Origin of the sequence: Amycolatopsis sp. NPDC101161 (assembly GCF_044768185.1) — a bacterium.
Classification (GTDB): Bacteria; Actinomycetota; Actinomycetes; order Mycobacteriales; family Pseudonocardiaceae; genus Amycolatopsis.
The window spans coordinates 290,018-309,927 of the sequence record NZ_JBIWPI010000008.1 but is presented as its reverse complement, the minus strand read 5'-3'; the positions used below and the strand labels follow the sequence as shown (position 1 = coordinate 309,927).

At 72.4% G+C, this 19,910-nt stretch carries 18 protein-coding genes; 15 read left to right on the top strand and 3 right to left on the bottom strand.

Annotation, left to right across the window (positions count from 1 at the left end):
• Positions 1-20: 20 nt before the first annotated feature.
• The 10 genes from dnaK (at position 21) to ACIRSS_RS47960 (ending at position 10,344) form a co-directional block, all read left to right on the top strand.
• Positions 21-1,898, top strand: coding sequence for a molecular chaperone DnaK (gene dnaK, locus ACIRSS_RS48005; protein ID WP_400908529.1), 1,878 nt, complete (start codon positions 21-23; stop codon positions 1,896-1,898).
• Between the two features lie 5 nt (positions 1,899-1,903).
• Positions 1,904-2,410 (top strand): nucleotide exchange factor GrpE, encoded by a 507-nt coding sequence (locus tag ACIRSS_RS48000; RefSeq protein WP_400908526.1) that lies wholly within the window; start codon positions 1,904-1,906, stop codon positions 2,408-2,410.
• Complete coding sequence (locus ACIRSS_RS47995; protein WP_400908523.1) at positions 2,410-3,342, top strand: DnaJ C-terminal domain-containing protein; 933 nt, start codon at positions 2,410-2,412, stop codon at positions 3,340-3,342. Before ACIRSS_RS48000 ends, ACIRSS_RS47995 begins: the two co-directional genes overlap by 1 nt.
• On the top strand, positions 3,342-3,545 hold the full coding sequence (locus ACIRSS_RS47990; protein WP_400908521.1) for a hypothetical protein: 204 nt from the start codon (positions 3,342-3,344) through the stop codon (positions 3,543-3,545). The genes ACIRSS_RS47995 and ACIRSS_RS47990 overlap by 1 nt, the downstream gene beginning before the upstream one ends.
• 2 nt (positions 3,546-3,547) lie before the next feature.
• Entirely contained in the window at positions 3,548-6,178 is a 2,631-nt protein-coding gene (gene clpB, locus ACIRSS_RS47985; protein ID WP_400908833.1) for an ATP-dependent chaperone ClpB, read from the top strand.
• A 112-nt stretch (positions 6,179-6,290) separates the two neighbouring features.
• Positions 6,291-7,514: a PucR family transcriptional regulator gene (locus ACIRSS_RS47980; RefSeq protein ID WP_400908518.1), complete on the top strand. Its 1,224-nt coding sequence runs from the start codon at positions 6,291-6,293 to the stop codon at positions 7,512-7,514.
• A gap of 45 nt (positions 7,515-7,559) precedes the next feature.
• Entirely contained in the window at positions 7,560-7,904 is a 345-nt protein-coding gene (locus ACIRSS_RS47975) for a hypothetical protein (protein ID WP_400908515.1), read from the top strand.
• Positions 7,904-8,707, top strand: coding sequence for a Dyp-type peroxidase (locus tag ACIRSS_RS47970; RefSeq protein ID WP_400908512.1), 804 nt, complete (start codon positions 7,904-7,906; stop codon positions 8,705-8,707). The genes ACIRSS_RS47975 and ACIRSS_RS47970 overlap by 1 nt, the downstream gene beginning before the upstream one ends.
• 5 nt (positions 8,708-8,712) lie before the next feature.
• A complete protein-coding gene (locus ACIRSS_RS47965; protein WP_400908509.1) occupies positions 8,713-10,113 on the top strand; it encodes a glucose-6-phosphate dehydrogenase in 1,401 nt (466 codons plus the stop codon).
• Positions 10,114-10,146: 33 nt separating this feature from the next.
• Positions 10,147-10,344, top strand: a complete 198-nt coding sequence (locus ACIRSS_RS47960; protein WP_400908506.1) for a hypothetical protein — start codon at positions 10,147-10,149, stop codon at positions 10,342-10,344.
• A gap of 13 nt (positions 10,345-10,357) precedes the next feature.
• Here the strand turns inward: ACIRSS_RS47960 and ACIRSS_RS47955 are convergent, their stop codons facing one another.
• Entirely contained in the window at positions 10,358-11,176 is an 819-nt protein-coding gene (locus ACIRSS_RS47955; protein WP_400908504.1) for a YhjD/YihY/BrkB family envelope integrity protein, read from the bottom strand.
• Between the two features lie 197 nt (positions 11,177-11,373).
• Between ACIRSS_RS47955 and ACIRSS_RS47950 the strand changes: the two genes are divergently transcribed.
• The 3 genes from ACIRSS_RS47950 to ACIRSS_RS47940 are packed head-to-tail and all read left to right on the top strand — an operon-like array spanning position 11,374 to position 13,837.
• Positions 11,374-12,381 (top strand): Dyp-type peroxidase, encoded by a 1,008-nt coding sequence (locus tag ACIRSS_RS47950; RefSeq protein ID WP_400908502.1) that lies wholly within the window; start codon positions 11,374-11,376, stop codon positions 12,379-12,381.
• Positions 12,378-13,190, top strand: coding sequence for a family 1 encapsulin nanocompartment shell protein (locus ACIRSS_RS47945; protein WP_400908499.1), 813 nt, complete (start codon positions 12,378-12,380; stop codon positions 13,188-13,190). Before ACIRSS_RS47950 ends, ACIRSS_RS47945 begins: the two co-directional genes overlap by 4 nt.
• Positions 13,191-13,210: 20 nt before the next feature.
• The gene (locus tag ACIRSS_RS47940; RefSeq protein WP_400908497.1) at positions 13,211-13,837 is read left to right on the top strand and encodes a DUF1345 domain-containing protein; all 627 of its coding nucleotides are present in this window, start codon (positions 13,211-13,213) and stop codon (positions 13,835-13,837) included.
• 23 nt (positions 13,838-13,860) lie between these two features.
• Here ACIRSS_RS47940 and ACIRSS_RS47935 read toward each other — a convergent pair whose 3' ends face one another.
• Positions 13,861-14,538: a class I SAM-dependent methyltransferase gene (locus ACIRSS_RS47935; protein ID WP_400908494.1), complete on the bottom strand. Its 678-nt coding sequence runs from the start codon at positions 14,536-14,538 to the stop codon at positions 13,861-13,863.
• Positions 14,539-14,584: 46 nt separating this feature from the next.
• Here ACIRSS_RS47935 and ACIRSS_RS47930 point away from each other — a divergent pair, with 46 nt between their 5' ends.
• A complete protein-coding gene (locus ACIRSS_RS47930; protein ID WP_400908491.1) occupies positions 14,585-15,004 on the top strand; it encodes a MarR family winged helix-turn-helix transcriptional regulator in 420 nt (139 codons plus the stop codon).
• Between the two features lie 86 nt (positions 15,005-15,090).
• The gene (locus tag ACIRSS_RS47925) at positions 15,091-18,777 is read left to right on the top strand and encodes a S8 family serine peptidase (RefSeq protein WP_400908488.1); all 3,687 of its coding nucleotides are present in this window, start codon (positions 15,091-15,093) and stop codon (positions 18,775-18,777) included.
• Here ACIRSS_RS47925 and ACIRSS_RS47920 read toward each other — a convergent pair.
• Complete coding sequence (locus ACIRSS_RS47920; RefSeq protein WP_400908485.1) at positions 18,764-19,798, bottom strand: helix-turn-helix domain-containing protein; 1,035 nt, start codon at positions 19,796-19,798, stop codon at positions 18,764-18,766. The genes ACIRSS_RS47925 and ACIRSS_RS47920 overlap by 14 nt on opposite strands.
• Positions 19,799-19,910: the final 112 nt, after the last annotated feature.

Here is a 19,910-nt window from a genome sequence, read left to right as displayed (position 1 = left end):
AATCGTCCGGAGGGACCGCCATGGCGAAAGCAGTGGGCATCGACCTGGGTACGACCAATTCGGTGATCGCGGTGATGGAGGGCGGCCAGCCGACGGTGGTCGCCAACGCCGACGGCGCGCGCACGACGCCGTCGGTGGTCGCCTACACCGACTCCGGCGAGCGGCTCGTCGGTCAGCTGGCCCGGCGCCAGGCGATCCTCAACCCGAAGGGCACGATCTCGTCCGCGAAGCGGTTCATCGGACGCAGGTACGACGAGGTCACGAGCGAACTGGACGCGGTGGCCTACGACGTCGTCGCCGGTCCGGACGACGCCGTGCGCTTCGACGTCCGCGGCAAGCTGTACGCCCCGGAAGAGGTCTCGGCGCTGGTGCTGCGCAAGCTCGTCGAGGACGCTTCGAAGTACCTCGGGGAGAAGGTGACCGAAGCGGTCATCACCGTCCCCGCGTACTTCAACGACGCCCAGCGCCAGGCCACCAAGGACGCCGGCCGGATCGCCGGCCTCGAGGTCCTGCGGATCATCAACGAGCCGACCGCCGCGGCGCTGGCCTACGGCCTGGACAAGAAGCAGAGCGAGACCGTGCTGGTCTTCGACCTGGGCGGCGGGACGTTCGACGTCAGCGTCCTCGACATCGGTGACGGGGTCGTCGAAGTCCGCTCCACCGCGGGCGACACCCACCTGGGCGGCGACGACTTCGACCGCCGCATCGTCGACCACCTCGCGGGCGAGTTCCTCGGGGAGACCGGGATCGACCTGCGCGCCGACCCCCAGGCGCTGCAGCGCCTGTTCGAAGCGGCGGCGAAGGCCAAGGAGGAGCTCTCGACGGTCACCCGGACCACGATCAACCTGCCGTTCATCACCGCCGACGCGACCGGCCCGAAGCACCTGAACACGACGCTCATGCGCTCGACGTTCGACCGGATCACCGCCGACCTCGTCGAGCGGTGCCAGGCGCCGGTGCGCCAGGCCATCGCCGACGCGAAGCTCACCCCGCACGACATCGACGAGGTCATCCTCGTCGGCGGCTCCACCCGCATCCCCGCCGTGCAGAACCTGGTCCGCCGGCTCGCCGGGGGCAAGGACCCGAACATGACCGTCAACCCGGACGAGGTGGTCGCGCTCGGCGCGGCAGTCCAGGCGGCGATCATCAAGGGCGAGGCCAAGGACGTCCTGCTGCTCGACGTCACGCCGCTGTCGCTGGGCATCGAAACCCTCGGCGGGCTGATGACCCGCGTCATCGAACGCAACACGACGATCCCGGCCCGGCGCAAGGAGACCTTCAGCACGGCGGAGGACAACCAGCCCGCGGTCGACGTGGTCGTCCTGCAGGGCGAGCGGGAGCAGGCCGCCGACAACCGCGTGCTGGGGCGCTTCCGGCTGGAGAACATCCGGCCCGCGCCGCGGGGCGTGCCCCAGATCGAGGTCGTCTACGACATCGACGCCAACGGCATCCTCGACGTTTCCGCCCAGGACAAGGAAACCGGCGCCGAGCAGCGCATCACGATCAGTGAGAGCTCCAACCTCGACGCCGCCGAGGTCGACCGGATGGTGCGGGACGCGGAACGGCACCGGAGCGAAGACGTCCGCCTGCGCGAGCTGGTCGACGCCCGCAACACCCTGGACACCGCCGCCTACCAGGTGGAACGGCGGCTGGCCGAGCTCGGCTCCGAAGCGGCGGTGCACGACAAAGCCCGGGCGGAGGCACTCATCGGTGACGCGCGGGCCCTGCTGAAGGACGACCGGGAGCCCGCCCTCGACCGGTTGCGTTCCCTGACCGGCGAACTGCAGCAGCTCTACCACGGGCTCGCCGCGGCCGGGGGCGACGCCGGGCCGCAGCCCGACGCCGGCCGGCCCGGTGACGACGGCGACGTCATCGACGCCGAGTTCACGACCTCCTGACCGCGATGACGACGCATCCAGCCGACCCGCCGGACGCCGGGGACGAAACCGGCGAGCGGGACGAGATCGACGCACTGCGGGCCCGCGTCGCGGACCTGGAGAACCGGTGGCGGAGCACGGCGGCGGACTTCGACAACTTCCGCAAGCGCACGGCACGGGACGCCGAGCAGGCCGGCGTGCTCGAGCGAGCCCGGGTCGCGGCCGCCTGGCTGCCCGTGCTCGACAACCTCGACATGGCGCTCGACCACGCGCGGGCCGACCCGGCGACGATCGTCGCCGGCGTCCGGGCGGTCCGGAACCAGGCCGACGACGTCATGGCGCGGCTGGGCTTCCCCCGCCGCGAGGACGAGGCCGGCACGCCGTTCGACCCGGCCGCCCACGAGGCCGTCGGCGCGGTCCCGGCAGCGGGTTTCGCGCCGGGGACGATCGTCGAAGTCGTGCGGTCGGGTTACGGCGGCGGGGAGCACCAGCTGCGTCCGGCCGCCGTCATGGTGGCCTCGAGGGCGGACTGATGGCCGAAGACTTCTACACCGTGCTCGGGGTGTCCCGGACCGCGGAACCGGCGGAAATCAAGCGCGCCTACCGGAAGCTGGCCGCGAAGTACCACCCCGACGTCAACAAGGACCCGGCGGCGGAGGACCGGTTCAAGGCCGTCTCCGAGGCCTACGACGTGCTGTCGGACCCGGAAACGCGGCAGCGCTACGACGCGTTCGGCGCCGGCTTCCGCCAGGTGCCCGACGGGATGGACCCGGCGACCTGGGCCCGGGCCCAGGCCTACCAGGCCGCGGGCGCGCCGTCGGGGGAGCAGGACGTGCGGTTCGCCTACGGCGGCATGGGCGACGACATCGACCTGGACGAGCTGCTGGGCGGCCTGTTCGGCGGCCGCGGCGGGCGGCGCCGGGGACCGGTGCCCGGCGCCGACCAGGAGGCCGCGCTGGAGCTCACGGTCGAGGAGGCCTACCGGGGCGGGCGGCACTCGCTGACGCTGCCCCGGCCCGGTGGCCCGCGCACGGTCCAGGTCGACGTCCCGGCCGGCGTCGCCGACGGCCAGCGGATCCGGCTGGCGGGACAGGGCGGCCAGGGCAGCGACGGGGCACCGCCGGGCGACCTCTACCTCGTCGTGCACCTCGCCCCGCACCCCCGGTACCGGGTCGACGGCCGCGACCTCTCCGTCGACCTCCCGCTGACGCCGTGGGAGGCCGCGCTGGGCACGGCCGTCACGCTCGACATCCCCGGCGGCGAAGCCAAGATCAAGGTGCCGGCCGGGACGTCGAGCGGACGACGGCTCCGGCTGCGGGACCGGGGCCTGCCCAACCGCCGCGGGAAGCCGGGCGACCTCTACGCCGAGGCCCGGATCGTCGTGCCGCCCGAGCTCACCGACGACGACCGGCGGCTGTTCGAGCAACTGGCCGCGACCTCCACCTACGACCCCAGGAGGCGGTGATGACCTACGCCCTCGTCCGCCGGCACCCCGGCGGCGTCCTCTGGTTCCCGCCGTCCCAGCTCGCCGCCGTGGCGCGGCTGCAGCGCCTGCGCACCGGCTTCTGCCTCAACTACGCCGCCCTCGGGCTGGTGGCCGACCTGCTCGACCGGATCGCCGACCTGGAGGCGGCGTCCCGGACGCACTCCCGACGCAGCGGAGGATGACGATGGATCCCCAGCGGCTCACGCAGAAGTGCCAGGAAGCGCTGCACGACGCGCAGACGAAGGCCCTGCGGCACGGGCACCCCGAGGTCGACGGCGAGCACCTGCTGCTGGCCCTGCTCGAGCAGCCCGACGGCCTGGTGCCCCGCCTGGTCACCCAGGCGGGCGCCGACCCCGGCCGGATCCGGGCCGCGCTCGAGGACGAGCTCGGCCGCCGCCCCCGCGTCGGCGGCCCGGGGGCGGCCCCCGGCCAGGCGTTCGTGACCCAGCGCGTGTCCCGGCTGCTGGACGCGGCGGACCAGGAGGCCGCCCGGCTCAAGGACGACTACGTCTCCGTCGAGCACCTGGTCGTGGCGCTCCTCGACGAAGGCAGCGAGAGCGCCGCCGGCCGGGTGCTGCGCGACGCGGGGCTGACCCGCGACGGGTTCCTCCACGCGCTGCGGGCGATCCGCGGCAACCAGCGGGTGACCTCGGCGATGCCGGAGGTCACCTACGAAGCCCTGGAAAAGTACGGCCGGGACCTGGTGGCCGACGCGCGGAACGGCCTGCTCGACCCGGTGATCGGCCGGGACGCCGAGATCCGGCGGGTGGTCCAGATCCTCTCGCGCAAGACGAAGAACAACCCGGTCCTCATCGGCGAACCCGGCGTCGGGAAGACGGCCATCGTCGAGGGGCTGGCCCAGCGCATCACCCGCGGCGACGTGCCGGAGGGGCTCAAGGACAAGACGGTCTTCGCCCTCGACATGGGCGCGCTGGTCGCCGGCGCGAAGTACCGGGGCGAGTTCGAGGAGCGGCTCAAGGCCGTCCTCAACGAGGTCAAGGCCGCCGCGGGCCGGATCCTGCTCTTCGTCGACGAACTGCACACCGTCGTCGGCGCCGGGGCCACCGAAGGCGCGATGGACGCCGGCAACATGCTGAAGCCGATGCTCGCCCGCGGCGAGCTGCACCTGATCGGCGCGACCACGCTCGACGAATACCGCAAGCACATCGAGAAGGACGCGGCGCTCGAACGGCGCTTCCAGCCCGTCGTGGTCGACGAGCCATCGGTCGAGGACGCGATCTCGATCCTGCGTGGGCTGCGGGAGCGCCTCGAGGTGTTCCACGGCGTGACGATCCAGGACGGCGCCCTGGTGTCGGCCGTGGTCCTCAGCCACCGCTACATCACCGACCGCTTCCTGCCGGACAAGGCCATCGACCTGGTGGACGAGGCCTGCGCGATGCTCCGCACGGAGATCGACTCGATGCCCGCGCAGCTGGACGAGCTCTCCCGCCGGCTGACCAGGACGGAGATCGAGGAAGCCGCGCTGGCCAAGGAGACCGACACCGCCAGCCGGGCGCGGCTGGCGGACCTGAGCCGGGAACTGGCGGACCTGCGGGCCGAGACCGGCGTCATGCGGACCCAGTGGGAGGCCGAGCGCGCCGTCCTCCACAAGGTCCAGGCCCTGCGCGGCGAGATCGAGCAGGTCCGCCGCGAAGCGGAGCAGGCCGAGCACGCCTACGACCTCGACCGCGCCGCGCAGCTGCGGCACGGGAAGCTCCCGGAGCTGCAGCGGCGGCTGGAGGGGGAGGAGGAGCGGCTCACGACCCGCCAGGGCGGCAACCGGCTCTTGCGCGAAGTCGTCACCGACGAGGAGATCGCCGCCATCGTCGCGCGGTGGACCGGCATCCCGGTCAGCAGGCTCCAGGAGGGCGAGCGCGCGAAGGTGCTGCGCCTGGACGAACTGCTGCACGACCGGGTGATCGGCCAGGACGAGGCCGTCCAGCTGGTGGCCGACGCGATCGTCCGGGCCCGCTCGGGGATCAAGGACCCACGCCGCCCCATCGGGTCGTTCCTCTTCCTCGGCCCCACCGGCGTGGGCAAGACCGAGCTGGCGAAGGCGCTGGCGGCGAGCCTGTTCGACAGCGAGGACAACATCGTCCGGATCGACATGAGCGAGTACCAGGAGCGGCACACGGTCTCGCGCCTCGTCGGCGCGCCGCCGGGCTACGTCGGCTACGACGAAGGCGGCCAGCTGACCGAGGCGGTGCGCCGAAAGCCGTACTCGGTGGTGCTGTTCGACGAGATCGAGAAGGCGCACGCCGATGTGTTCAACACGCTGCTGCAGGTGCTCGACGACGGCCGGATGACCGACGCGCAGGGCCGCACGGTCGACTTCCGCAACACCGTGATCATCATGACCTCCAACATCGGCGCCCCGTACCTCGTGGACGGGGTGACCGCCGACGGGGAGATCAAGGCCGACGCGCGCGAAGCGGTGCTGGCGGAGCTGCGCCGGCACTTCCGGCCGGAGTTCCTCAACCGGATCGACGACATCGTCCTGTTCAAACCGCTCACCGAACCGGAGATCGAGCGGATCGTCGACCTGATGCTCGAGGGCCTGCGGGCCCGGCTCGCCGAGCAGCGGATCACCCTGGAGGTCACCGGCGACGCCCGCCGGTACCTCGCCGAACAGGGCTACGACCCGGTCTACGGCGCCCGCCCGCTCCGGCGCTTCATCGCCCGCGAGGTGGAGACCCGCATCGGCCGGGCGCTGCTGGCGGGGGAGGCCCGGGACGACGCGGTGGTCCTGGTCGGGCTCGACGCGGGCCGGCTCGCCGTCACCTACGAGAACCCGGGTTCCGAGGAGGCCGCATGAGGACGCCGGGCGAAACCTGCGCTGTTCCCGCGGTCGCGCGTAGCATGCCGGTCGTGTCTGGCGTGGACGAACTCCACCGCCCCGGCCGTCCGGTGACGGGGCAGGAGGGCGGGTGAAGAACGCCGCCCTCGCCGAACTCGTCGCCTGGATCGAGCCGCGCCTGTCCCGGCTGATCGACGACGTCTACGCGGCCACCTGCGACCGCATCGAGCTCTACCGGGACGAGAAGATCGTGCCGCGCGACGACCTGCACCGCTCCATCGCGGTCAACCTGCGCTTCATGGTCAGCGCGCTCGCCGGCACCGTCACCGCCGCCGACGCGACCGGTCCGCACGAGACCGGTCACCGGCGCGCCTTGCAGGGCGCGCCGCTCCCGGAGGTCCTCCAGGTCTACCGGATCGGCTGCGCGATGCTCTGGGAGCTGCTGGTGGACCACGCCCGCACCCAGGCCCGGCCCGGCGCCATGGACGCGCTGGTCGATGTGGCCGGCCTGCTCTGGCAGGTCACCGACGACCACGCGTCGAGGCTCACCGAGGCCTACCGGTCCGCGAGCGCGGAACTGCTGGTCGCGCAGCAACGGCGCCGCTCGGCGCTGGCCGAGGCGCTGTTCACCGGCCAGCGCGTCTTCGACGCCGGTCCGTGGGAGGCCGGCAAGCTGCTCGGCCTGTCCCTCGACGGGAAGCTGGCCGTGGTCGCGGCCGAGACCCGCGGCCTGGCCGAAGAGAGCCTGGTCGGCATCGAGCGGCGGCTGGCCGAAGTCGGGATCGTCTCGGCGTGGCGGCTCACCCCGACCTTGCAGGCGGGCGTGGTGTCCCTGCGCGACGAGCAGCGCGACCCGATGCTGGCCGTCCTGCGCGACGTGGCGGTCGCCCGCGCCGGGGTGAGCCCCCTGTACCGGTCGCTCGTCGACACCCCCCGCGCCCTGCACCTGGCGCGTACGGCGCTCGCCGGTCTCCCGCCCGGCAAGCCGGAGGTCCACGCGTTCAGTTCCAGCCCGCTGACGGCGTTCCTCGCCTACGACCCCGACGAGGGTCAGCGGCTGGCCGAGGAAGTCCTCGGCGCCGTCCTCGACCAGCCCGCCGAGGAACGCGACATCCTGCTGGAGACCCTGCACGCCTACCTCACGCACGGCGGGTCGTCCGATCGCGCCGCGCAGGTCCTGCACTGCCACGCCAACACCGTCCGGTACCGGCTGCGCCGGGTCCGTGAGCTGACCGGCCGCTCGCTGAGCGACCCGCGCGCGATCGCCGAACTCGTGACCGCCGCCCAGGCCCTGCACCTGAACCCCGGGCGTCGCCACCCGGGATCGGGGCCCGCCTCCACCACGGCCGACTGACCGACCCGGCCCGGGGAAACCCGGCACCTTCCTTTGGGGACCACTGTGGACGAACAGCGCACCATCACGGCCAAGACCCTCGGCAACCCGGACGGCGGGCAGTTCGCCAACCCGTGGGCGCCCGACCACCCCGCGGTCGGCGAGCGCGTCGCCATCTTCGCGTTCGAAGTGACCGAAGTGGACCAAGACGTCGAAGACGTGCGGACCTACCACCTCGCTCCCGCCGAGTCCGCGCGCGAGGGCGTGGTCGGCCCCGACGACGTCCGGCCGCAGGGCATCACCGTCCGCTGGGTCGGCTGCGGCACCGGGACGGTCGTGCGTGCGGCGGCGAAGGGCTTTCAGGTCGATCCCACGTGCGAAGTCCTGCCGGACGACCCGCGGCTCGTCTGATGGTGCACGCGGTCCCGGACCCGCCCGCACGATCGGGAACGCCGGAGCCCCAGGACATCCTCGGTCCGCGCACCGACAGCGCGTTGTTCGTGACCCTCGCGATCCGGCGTCCGGGCGGTGCGGCCGTGGTGCGCGAAGCGTTGCCGCACCTCGCCGGAATCATCCGCCCGGCCGGGCCCGGCGCGTCGGCGGGCGTGCTGGGCATCGGGTCCGCGGCCTGGGACCGGCTGCTGCCCGGCCCGCGGCCCGCGCGCCTGCGTCCCTTCCGGGAGAGCGCCGGCGTGACGGCGGCTCAAGGCGACCTGTTCCTGCACCTTCGCGCGCAGTTGCCGTTCAGCTGCTTCGAGCTGGCGCGACTGGTGTCCGAAGTGCTCGGTGACGCGGTCGCCGTCGTCGACCGGGTGAACGGCTTCCGCTATGGCTGCCCACGGAACCCGCAACCGGCGGACGCGGCTCTCGTCGGCCCCGCCGACGATCCCCGGTTCGCCGGCGGCTCGTACCTGCACGTGCGCAAACACGTCCACGACCCCGACCGGTGGCGTGCGCTGCCGGCCGCCGAGCGGGACCGGCTGGCCGGCGGCCGGACGCTCGATTCCGTCGCGTCCGAGCCCGAACCCGGAGTCGTCCGGGACCGGATGCCGTTCGCGTCGATCACCGACGGCGAGTACGGCGCCTTGGTGGTCACCTACGCCGCGGACCCGGCGGCGACCGGGCTGGCCGACCGGCCGCTCGAAGTGTCCACAGTGGTCACCGGCGCGCTCTACTTCGTGCCGCCCATGGCTTTTCTCACCGGGAAGGGGTGAACGACGTGCCGGGACCGGACTGGGCCGCGACCGACCTGGTGATCTTCGGGATCACCGGCGACCTCGCGCAGAAGATGACCTGGCCCGCGCTCTACCGGCTGGAACGGCGGGGCGCGCTGAACTGCCCGGTCACCGGCATCGCCTCCGGTGCCCTGACCACCGAAGACCTCGTCGACCAGGCCCGCCGGGCGATCGAGAAGTCCGGCGACCCCCTCGACGAAGCGGTGTTCGCCCGCCTGGCCCGGCGGCTGACCTACCTCGGCGGCGACGCGACGGTTCCGCACCTGTACGAGTCGCTGGCCGCGAAGCTGGCCGGGCCGCGACGGCGTCCGCTGTACTACCTGGCCACCCCACCCGCGCTGTTCGCGCCGATCGCCGAGCGGCTCGGGGCGGCGGGCCTGCTGGTGGACGCCCACGTCGCGCTCGAGAAGCCGTTCGGCTCCGACCTGGCGAGCGCCGGGGAGCTGCGCGATCGGCTGCGGCAGCTCCTCGACGATCGGCAGCTCCTGCTCGTGGACCACTTCCTGGGCAAGGAGCCGGTCATCGAAATCGAGTACCTGCGGTTCGCGAACTTCGCGATGGCCGAGCTGTGGCACCGCAACAGCGTCGAGCTCATCCAGATCACCATGGCGGAGAAGCACAGCGTCGCCGGGCGCGGCCGGTTCTACGACGCGGTCGGCGCGCTGCGCGACGTCGTGCAGAACCACCTGCTGCAGGTCCTGGCGCTGGTGGCGATGGACGCCCCCGTCGGGTCCTCGGCCGGCGAACTGCGGGCCAAGAAGCTCGAGGTGCTCAAGGCCATCCCGCCCGTGGACGTGCGGGAGTGCGTGCGGGGCCAGTACGACGGCTACCGGTCGGTGCCCGACGCGGCCCCGGGATCGGACACGGAGACCTTCGTAGCGCTCCGCCTGGCGATCGACAGCTGGCGCTGGGCCGGCGTGCCCGTGTTCATCCGGGCGGGCAAGCACCTGCCGGTCAACGCCACCGAGGTGCGCCTGATCCTGCGCCACACCCCGCGGCTGCGGTTCCTGCCCGACGCGGCGCGGGTGGCCGCCAACCAGATCATCCTGCGCATCTCCCCGGACCCGGGCCTGCGGCTGCAGCTGTCCGGGCTGGGGCGCGACGACACGTGGCGCCCGGTCCGGCTCGACACGACCTTCGAACGCGACCTGGGTGTCTCCCCAGGGCCCTACGAACGCCTCCTGCGCGACGCTCTCGCCGGCGACGACCGCCTGTTCGCGTGGCAGGCGGCCGTCGAAGAGAGCTGGCGGATCCTCCAGCCGCTGGTGGCCTACCCGCCACCGGTGCACGGGTACCCGCCCGGCTCGTGGGGACCGCCCGAGTCCGGCACGCTGCTGGCCGGCCACCCCGGCTGGCAGCCGCCCTGGCTGCCCGACGGCTCCTGAACGAGCCGGCCCGAGAAGAAACGAGGAATCCCGATGACCCGCGACCCCGAGCCGGATCCCGGCTGGTACTACAACACCCGGACCCACGAGGTCGAGCACGGCGACCTGTCGCGGTCGGTCGACCGGCTCGGTCCCTACCCCGACGAGGCGACGGCGCGCCGGGCCCTGGAGATCGCCCGCGGCCGCACCGAGGCGGCCGACCGGGCCGACCGCGACTGGGACGGCGGCTGACCCCGCGCCCGCGTCAGGGGCGCGGCGACGGGCCGGCCGAGGTCGCCGTCCACGCGGTGGCGAACAGCAGCAGCCGGGCGGTCAGGTTCGTGAACACGAGCAAGCCGAGCACCGGGCCGAACACCGCGCCGGACGGCGAATGGCCGGTCCTGGCGAGCAGCAGGCCGGCCAGCTGCTTCAGCACTTCGAACCCGGCCGCCGCGAGCAGCGCTCCGGGCCACGCGGCCCGCACGCTCACGCGGCGCCGGGGCAGCCGGGCGATCACCCACAGGAACAGCACCGCGTTCACGACGAGGGCGAGCAGCGCGCTGACCACGGCCGGCAGCACGTCGCCCGCGATGGTCCCGGCCGCGGTGACGGCGAACGAGACCGCGAGGGCGGCGCCGAGACCGAGCAACGCGAGCAGGTCACCTACGAGGGTCGCCAGCAGCGGCGTCGCCTGCCTCTCCAGCCGCCACTGCTCGGTCAGCGCCGAACGCAGGTGCCGCATCCAGCCCACGCCGGAGCAGAGCGCGATGACCAGCCCGATCGTGCCGACGGTGGCGCGAGCGTCGACGGCGTCGCGGACGAGCTTGTCGATGGGCGCGGCGAGCGCGTCCGGGGCCTGCGCGCCGATCGCGGCCGTGAGCCGGTCCAGCAAGGCGTGGTCGCCGGCGAGCACGAACCCCGCGACCGCGAACGCCACCATCGCGACCGGCACCAGGGACAGCAGGCTGAAGTACGTGATCGCGGCCGCGTAGTAGGAGCCGTAGTGCTCGCCGAACGAACGGGCGGCGCGGGAGAGGTGCTCGACCCACGGCCGGACGCGGTCCCGGCTTCCGGTGCTGTCCACTCGGGTCCGGTCAGTGTGCGGAGCCGGCCACGTTCATGCCGCTAGGCTAGCCTCGGGCCCGGATCGGCGGGCGGTCCTTGTCGGACCCGTCAACCGATGTTGTCGCCCCGCACAACGCTCCGCCGCGCGGGTGCGGCCGGCGATCACGTGTGCCACGCTGACGCCGGGAACGGCCCGGACGGGAGGAGCGAGCTGACGTGACGGCACCGCCCGGACGGCCGCAGGACGTGCTGATGCCCCCTGCCCGCGCAGCGATCTTCCTCGTCGTCACGGTGCGCGAGGGTGCCGAAAGCGTCGTCCGGGACTTTCTGCCCGACGTGGCCGGGATCGTCCGCGCGGTGGGCTTCCGGGCGCCGGAGGACGGCACCGCCTGCGTGGTCGGGATCGGGGCCGCGCTGTGGGACCGGCTCTTCGGCTTGCCCCGGCCGGTCGGCCTGCACCCGTTCCGCGAACTGGCCGGCGCGACCCACCGTGCCGTGTCCACCCCGGGCGACCTGCTGTTCCACGTGCGGGCGCGGCGTCCGGACCTGTGCTTCGAGCTGGCCCGCCGGCTGATGGACCGGCTCGCCGGGTACGCCGACGTCGCCGACGAGGTCCACGGCTTCCGGTACTTCGACGAACGGGACCTGCTCGGTTTCGTCGACGGCACCGAGAACCCCACCGGGGCGGTCGCGGCCGCCGCCGTGTTCGTCGGGGACGAGGACCCCGCGTACGCCGGCGGCAGCTACGTCGTGGTCCAGAAGTACCTGCACGACCTCGGCAGCTGGGACGCGTTGCCGGTCGAGGAGCAGGAGCGGGCGATCGGCCGCCGGAAGCTGAGCGACATCGAGATCCCCGACGAGGCCAAGGCGCCGAACTCCCACGTCGCGCTGAACACGATCGTCGACGCCGACGGGACGGAACGGCAGATCGTCCGGGAAAACATGCCGTTCGGCACGATCGGGACCGGGGAGTTCGGGACCTACTTCATCGGGTACGCCGCCAGCCCCGACGTGGTCGAACGGATGCTGCGGAACATGTTCATCGGCGACCCACCCGGCAACCACGACCGGATCCTGGACTTCTCCACGGCGGTCACCGGCGGGCTGTTCTTCGTGCCCAGCGCGGACTTCCTCGACGACCCGGTCCCCGCGACCACGGCCGCGGAGCCGCCGCCGGACGGTTCCCTGGGCATCGGCGACCTGAAAAGGAGCGGCACACCATGAACAACCTGCACCGCGAACTCGCCCCCATCCCGGCCGCCGCCTGGGCCGAAATCGAGGCCGAGGCCCGCCGCACGGCCACCCGCACCCTCGCGGGCCGCCGGGTCGTGGACGTCGCCGGCCCGGCCGGCCCGGAACTGTCGGCGGTGGGCACCGGGCACCTGCGCGCCCTCGAAGCACCGGCCGAGGGCGTGGTCGTCCGCCGGCGCGAAGTCCAGCCGGTGATCGAACTGCGCGTGCCGTTCACCGTGACCAGGCAGGCCGTCGACGACGTCGAGCGCGGCGCGAAGGACTCCGACTGGCAGCCGGTGAAGGACGCTGCCCAGCGCATCGCCCTCGCCGAGGACCAGGCGATCTTCCGCGGTTTCCCCGCGGCCGGGATCGCCGGCATCGCGCCCGGCAGCTCCAACCCGTCGGTCCGGCTGCCCGCGGACGTGCGCGAAGTCCCCCGAGCGGCCGCCGAAGCGCTCAGCCGGCTGCGGCTGGCCGGCGTCGACGGGCCCTACCGCCTGCTGCTCTCGGCCGCGGCGTACACCGAGGTCGCCGAGACGACCGACCACGGCTACCCGATTCTCGACCACCTGGCCCGGCTGCTGCACGACGAGCCGATCTGGGCACCCGCCCTCGACGGCGCGCTCCTGCTTTCGGCCCGCGGCGGTGACTACGAGCTGCACCTGGGCCAGGACCTGTCCATCGGTTACCAGTCCCACGACGACGACCACATCGAGCTCTACCTCCAGGAGTCGTTCACCTTCCTCGCGTACACGGCGGAAGCCAGCGTCGTGCTGAACGCCGACTCAAGTCAGTCCTGACGACCAGTCCCAGCCCGGCTGTGAACCCGACGTCCGCGGTCGCCCGGCTCGTCACCGCCGCCGTCATCGGGTTGCTGATCGGCGCGGCGATCGGTGTCTTCGTCGACGCGGCCCTGGGCATTCTCGCCGGTATCGCCACAACAGCGGGAATATTCGTCGTAGCGGGCTGGATCGCCCTCTGGCCAATGGACGCCGCCGCGACTCGCGGCAACGCCCAGCGTGAGGATTTCCGCCCGGCGACCGACGAGGTCGCGGTGGTCGCGGCCGCGCTCGGCGGATTGGTCGGCATCGTGGTGCTGCTGGTCGTCGGCAACTCCGGAGCGGCCCCCGTGGCCGCGGCGATCGCCTTGGGCGGGGTGTTCCTGTCGTGGGCGGGTTTGCACCTGATGTACGCCACCCGCTACGCGTACCTGTACTACGAAACATCCGACGGCGGGATCGATTTCAATTCGGATGACCCCCCGTCGTATCGGGATTTCTTCTACTTCAGCTACAACCTCGGCATGACCTACCAGGTGTCCGACACCGGCGTCTCCAGTTCGGTGATCCGCGCGGTGGTGCTGCGCCACACGCTGTTGTCGTACGTCTTCGGAACGGTGATCCTGGCGGCCACCATCAACCTGGTCGCGGGGATCATCAGCAGCTGAACCGCGGCGGCATCAGGTCCCGGTCAGGCCAAGTGCGCCGACAGCAGCCACGCGGGAGTCGACTTGCGGCCGTTCCCCTCGTCCCGGACGTCGCTGCCCGCGAAGTCCTCGAAGTCCGGGAAGTTTTCGGGGACGTTGGCGTGGATGCGGGCCGGCCGGATCTCGTCGATCGTCCAGTACGCGCCCACCACCTCGCGCAGTTCCTCCGCGGAGACCGGGTTGACCCGGTCCGAAGGCACGGTGGCGCTGTCGAACACCAGCACGTAATAGGACGCGCCCGGCGATGCGGCGCGCACGATGGATTCCTGGTAGGGCCGGCGCAGCTCGACCGGCATCGAGTGGAACAACGTGCTGTCGACGATGGTGCCGAACCGGCCGTCGTAGCCGGTGAACGTGCTGATGTCGGCGACCGCGAAGGTGGCGTCGGCCAAGCCGCGCCGGGCGGCTTCCGCGCGCGCCAGCTCGATCGCGGTCCGCGACTGGTCCAGGCCGACGGTCGTGAAGCCCCGCTCGGCGAGGTGGAGCGACGTCGCGCCCTCGCCGCAGCCGGCGTCGAGGACCTCGCCGTGGAACGCGCCCGCGTCGATGAGCGCGGCGATCTCGGGTTGCGGTTCGCCGAGGCTCCAAGGCGGACGCAGGCCCGGCCCCATCTCGGGAGCCTGACCGCGGTATGCGGAATCGAACAATGATGGATTCGTCATGCACCTCAGAGTGTCAACTGGGTTGATATATGTCAACATGGTTGACATGGAAAGCCCTCGCGACGAGCCGCTCGGCTACCTGCTGCACCGGGTCACCGCGGCCTTGCGCGCCGAGGTGGCCGCCACCGTGCTCGAGCCGGCGGAGCTGGCGGCGCCCGAGTACCTCTGCCTGCGGATGCTGGCTCAGTCGCCGAAGTCCAACGCCGAATTGGCCCGCGAGGCGCAGGTGTCGCCGCAAGCGATGAACAAGGTGGTTCGCGAGCTGCAGGAGCGCGGCCTGGTGACGCGACCCGCCACGGTGCCGTCCGGGAGGTCGTTGCCCGCCACGCTGACGCGCGAGGGCATGACCTTGCTCGCGCGCATCGATCCCGAAGTGGCCGAGGCCGAGGACCGGGTCCTGGCCGGGCTCGACGACCACGGCCGGCGCGAGCTCCGGCGGCTCCTCGTCGCGGCGTTCCGCCGGTAGCCGGCCGCTGACGAAGATGCGACGTGTCGTGATTCGGACGCGTCCGCCCTAGTGACGGATGCCGGCGGCGGCGCGAGCCTGGTGCGATGCACTGGAGATCATCTGTTCTGGTCGTGGCCTGCGTCGGCACCCTCGCCGCGGGCACCGCCGGAGTCGCGAACGCGGCGCCCGGCCCGCAGGCGGCACCGTCACCCGCGGGCGTCGAACGCCACTCGGTCACCCTGCTCACCGGGGACGTCGTCCAGGTCGAACGGCAGCCCGGCGGCAAGCAGGCCGCCACCGTCCAGCCCGCGCCGGGCCGGGAGAAGATCCGGTTCCACCAGCAGGAGGTCGACGGCCACCTCAGCGTCTTCCCCGAAGACGTCACCCCGCGGCTGGCCGCGAAGCAGGTCGACCGGATCCTCTTCGACGTCACCGAGCTGATCGCCGAGGGGTACGCCGACGAGCAGTCGGCGACCCTGCCGCTGATCCTCGCCTACCGCAAGGGCACGGACCTCCGGAAAACCACGGCGGCAGCCGACCTCGGCGCGACGCTGACCAGCGTCAACGGCCGGTCCGCACGGGCCGCCAAGGCGAACGCCACCGCGTTCTGGGCCTCGTCGGGAAACATCGAGCGGATCTCCCTGGACCGCAAGGTCCGCGTCTCCCTCGATCGCAGCGTCCCGCAGATCGGCGCCCCCGAGGCGTGGGCCGCGGGCTACGACGGCACCGGCACCACGGTCGCCGTGCTCGACACCGGCTACGACCCGACCCACCCCGACCTGGCCGGCCGCGTGAGCGAGGCGGTCAACTTCACGACCAGCCCCGACACGACCGACCACTTCGGCCACGGCACGCACGTCGCCTCGACGATCGCGGGCTCCGGCGCCGCCTCGGGCGGCCGGCTCAAGGGCGCCGCGCCGGGCGCGAAACTGCTCGTCGGCAAGGTGCTCGACGACGACGGCTTCGGTTACGAGTCCTGGGTCCTCGCCGGGATGGAGTGGGCGGCGCACTCCGGCGCCAAGGCGGTCAACATGAGCCTCGGCGGCGGCCCGACCGACGGCACCGACGCGCTCAGCGTCGGCCTCGACGCGCTCAGCGAACAGACCGGCACGCTCTTCGTGGTGGCCGCCGGCAACGACGGCGAACAAGGTGCCTACACCGTCGGCTCGCCGGGCACCGCCGAAGCCGCGCTGACCGTCGGCGCCGTCGGCCGTGACGAGAAACTGGCGTCGTTCTCCAGCCGCGGACCGCGGCTGGGCGACAACGCCGTCAAGCCCGACATCACCGCACCCGGCGTCGGCATCGTCGCCGCCCGTGCCGCGGGGACCGCCATGGGCGACGTCGTCGACGACCACTACACCGCCGCTTCCGGCACCTCGATGGCCACGCCGCACGTCGCCGGCGCGGTGGCGATCCTCGCCCAGCAGCACCCCGACTGGACGGGCAGTCAGCTCAAGGACGCGCTGGCCAGCACGTCCCTGACCGCCCCCGGACGTTCGGTGTTCGAGCAGGGCGGCGGCCGGGTCGACGTGGCCCGCGCGGTGAAGCAGAAGGTCTTCGCCACCGGCACGCTCGACCTCGGCGCGGTCGAGGACGGCAAGGCACCGGTGTCCAAGCAGGTCACTTACACCAACGCCGGCACCACGCCGGTCTCGCTGAAGCTCGCCCTCGACGCCAAGTCCCTGGCCGGCGTCCCCGCCGCCGACGGGATCCGGCTCGGCAAGTCCACTGTGGACGTTCCGGCCGGCGGAAGCACGACGGTGACGATCACCGGCGACCCGGCGAAACTCGCGCCGGGCACCTACAGCGGACGGCTCACCGCGACCGCGGACGGCGTGGTCGTCCACACCTCGCTCGGCGCGGACAAGACCGCGCCCAAGCACAAGGTCACCCTCACCGCCCTCGACCTGCAGGGCAAGCCGACGGTCGCGCCGTGGCTGCTGATGTACGGCGAGGACTACCGCTTCGACGTCAACACCTGGCTGGGCGGCGGAAGCCTGACGGTCGAGGTCGGCGACGGCGTGTACTACCTGACCGCCGAGGTCGACGGGACCCGGGACGGCCTCACCGTGTCCCAGGTCGTCCTGCCGGAGCTGCGGATCACCGGCGACACGACCGTCGTGCTGGACGCCCGCAAGGCGGTGAAGGTGGACATCCGGACCCCGCAACCGTCCGAACAGGCCGGGATCTGGAGCTACTACACCTACCGGGAGCTCGGCCCTCGCAAGATCGCGAACTACGCCATGCAGTTCGACTACACCCGCGAGCTCCGGGTCACCCCGACGCCGAAGGTGACGACCGGGGCCTTCGAGTTCGGCTCCCGCTGGTCGAGGATCGCGCCGCCGTTGACGGTGAACGTCCTGGGCGGCCGCGACCCGCTCACGAACCGCTACCTCGCCGGGTCGCCCAAGCTGGACGGGTGGCGGCTGCTGCAGGCCGTCTCCGCCGGACGGGGAAAGCCGGCGGACTTCGAGAACGCGCGGGGCAAGGCCGCGATCGTCGACCCGGACCCGGCCGACTACAACCGCGACGAGGTCTCCCGGGCCGCCGCGGAAGCCGGGGCGGCGATCGTCTTCATCGTCGTGCCCGACGGCTGGGGCACCGCCTCGGTGCCCTCGATCAGCGCGGCGCCGTTCCTGACGATCCCGACCGTCCAGCTCGACCGGGACGAGGGCTTGGCACTCCTCGCCAAGATCAAGCGCCTCCCCACTTTCCTGAGCCTGCAGGGGATCGCGGTCAGCCCGTACCTCTACGACGTCGTGCAGACCGAGCACGACCGGATCCCGGAAAAGATCGTCCACCAGGTCACCGCCGCGAACACCGCGACCGTCACCACCCACTACCGCCAGACCGGCAGCGGCGGTGAGGCCAAGGAACAGCGGTTCGCGTGGAAGCCGTGGCAGGACTTCGCCGTCAACGAATACCAGCGGTACGTGACGACGCCGTCGACGCGGGTGGAGTACGTCAGCTCCGGGGACGTCCTGTGGCAGCACCGGGTCAAGCACGGCCTGATCTGGGACGAGATGTCCCCGCTCCAGGGCGGCATGACCGCGGCGCCGCGCACCTACACGGGGAAGGAGAACATCACCGAGGACTGGTTCGCGCCGGTCGTCCGGCCCGCCATCCCGCGGGGCGTGCCGGGCCTGGAGTCGACCCGCGAAGGCGACAAGCTGCAGATCCGGATCCCGGAGTTCGTCGACAGCCAGGCCGGGCACTACGGCTTCAACGAAGGCGACGACCAGGCCGGGCCCGCCGTCACGTCGGCGAAACTGTTCCGCGACGGGAAGCTCGTGTCGGAACAGCCCTACGCGTACGGCACCTTCCCCGCCGGCGCGGACCCGGCGACCTACCGGCTCGAGGAGTCGGTGCGGCGTGATTCGCCGGAGTGGCTGTTCGGCACCAGCACGCAGACGTCGTGGACGTTCCGCTCGGCCCGGGCAGCGGCCCCCGCGCTGCTTCCGTTGCTGCAGCTGGACTACGCGGTCGACGCGGACGCCGGCAACCGGCTCCCGGCCGGTCGCCGGGCCAGGATCGGCCTGACCGCGCGGTTCCAGGACGGGATGGCCGCGCCGGACGTGCGGTCGATGAAGGCCTGGGCGTCCTACGACGACGGCAAGACCTGGCGCACGGTCGACGTCAAGCGCGCCGGGAAGGCCTATGAGGCCACGATCGACCACCCGGCGCTCGGGGCCACGAACTCCTACGTCGCGTTGCGGGTGCAGGCCACCGACAACGCGGGCAACGCCGTCGACCAGACGGTGCTCCGGGCGTACGGGCTCAGCTCGAAATAGCGTCGTCCACCGGCTCCGGGTGCCTTCCGCCGTCGCGCGGCAGGAGGTACCCGGGGCTCGGCTCGTCCAGCCAGCCGAGCTTGCTGGCCTGCCAGGCCAGCTGCATCCGGGTGCGGGCGTCGACCCGGCGCATGAGGTCCTGCAGGCGCCGCTGGACGGTCCGGTAGCTGACGTTGAGCTGGGTCGCGATCGACTTGTCGCTGACCCCGCCGATGAGCAGGGACAGCAGCCGCCGCTCGTCGGGGTCGAGGTGGGGGGTGGGCGCGGTGTCGCCGATCCGCAGCGGCGACGCGCGTTCCCAGTAGACCTCGAACAACGCGACCAGTGCGGACAGCAGGCTGCTCTCCCGGACGAGCGCGGCGGTGGGTTCGCCCGTGCTGTCGCGGGTGACCAGCGGGCACAGCGCCACCCGGCGGTCGGAGATGGCCAGGCGCACCGGTAGTTTCGAGATCGAGCGGGCGATCTCGCCGCCTTCGATCCCCTCCAGGACGTTGACGATCCGGCCGGGTTCCTCGAGCAGGCCGGTCTCGTAGATCACGCGGTACTGCACGCCGCGGGCCTGCGCCAGCGCCTCCTCGACGTTCTCCGACGCCGCCATCGCGACGTTGCCCTCCAGGCAGAACCACAGGGACTCTTCGCGGGCGCCGCGCTGGATGGCCAGCGCCTGCCGGCGGATCGCGTCGACCCCGGTGATGACCTCGACGAGCTGCGCGGAGTCGCGCCGCCGCGCGCTGCCGCGGTACTCCTCGGCGAGCTGGGACACCGCGGCCCGGGCGGCCTCCAGCTTCTCCTGGCCGTGCACCAGCAGCGGGCCGAGGGAGACGTCCGGTGGCGCGGACACGTAGTGCCCCTCGGTCCTGCTGACGAGGCCCTTCGCCAGCAGGGCCTCCAGGATCGGCTCCAGCTCGTCGCGGCCCACGCCGATCCGGCCCGCGATCTCGTCGGGCGTGGTCCGGTACCCGCCGACGATCACGCGGTAGACCCGCTCTTCCCCGGGAGTCATGCCCAGCGCTTCCAGCACACTGCCTCCTAGCCACGCGGCCAACTGCTTCCCATCGGCGTCGACGGCTCTTGGCCAACGTACAACGGGGCTCGCCGACCCGGGTCACCTCTTACTTCAAGGTGTGGACGAA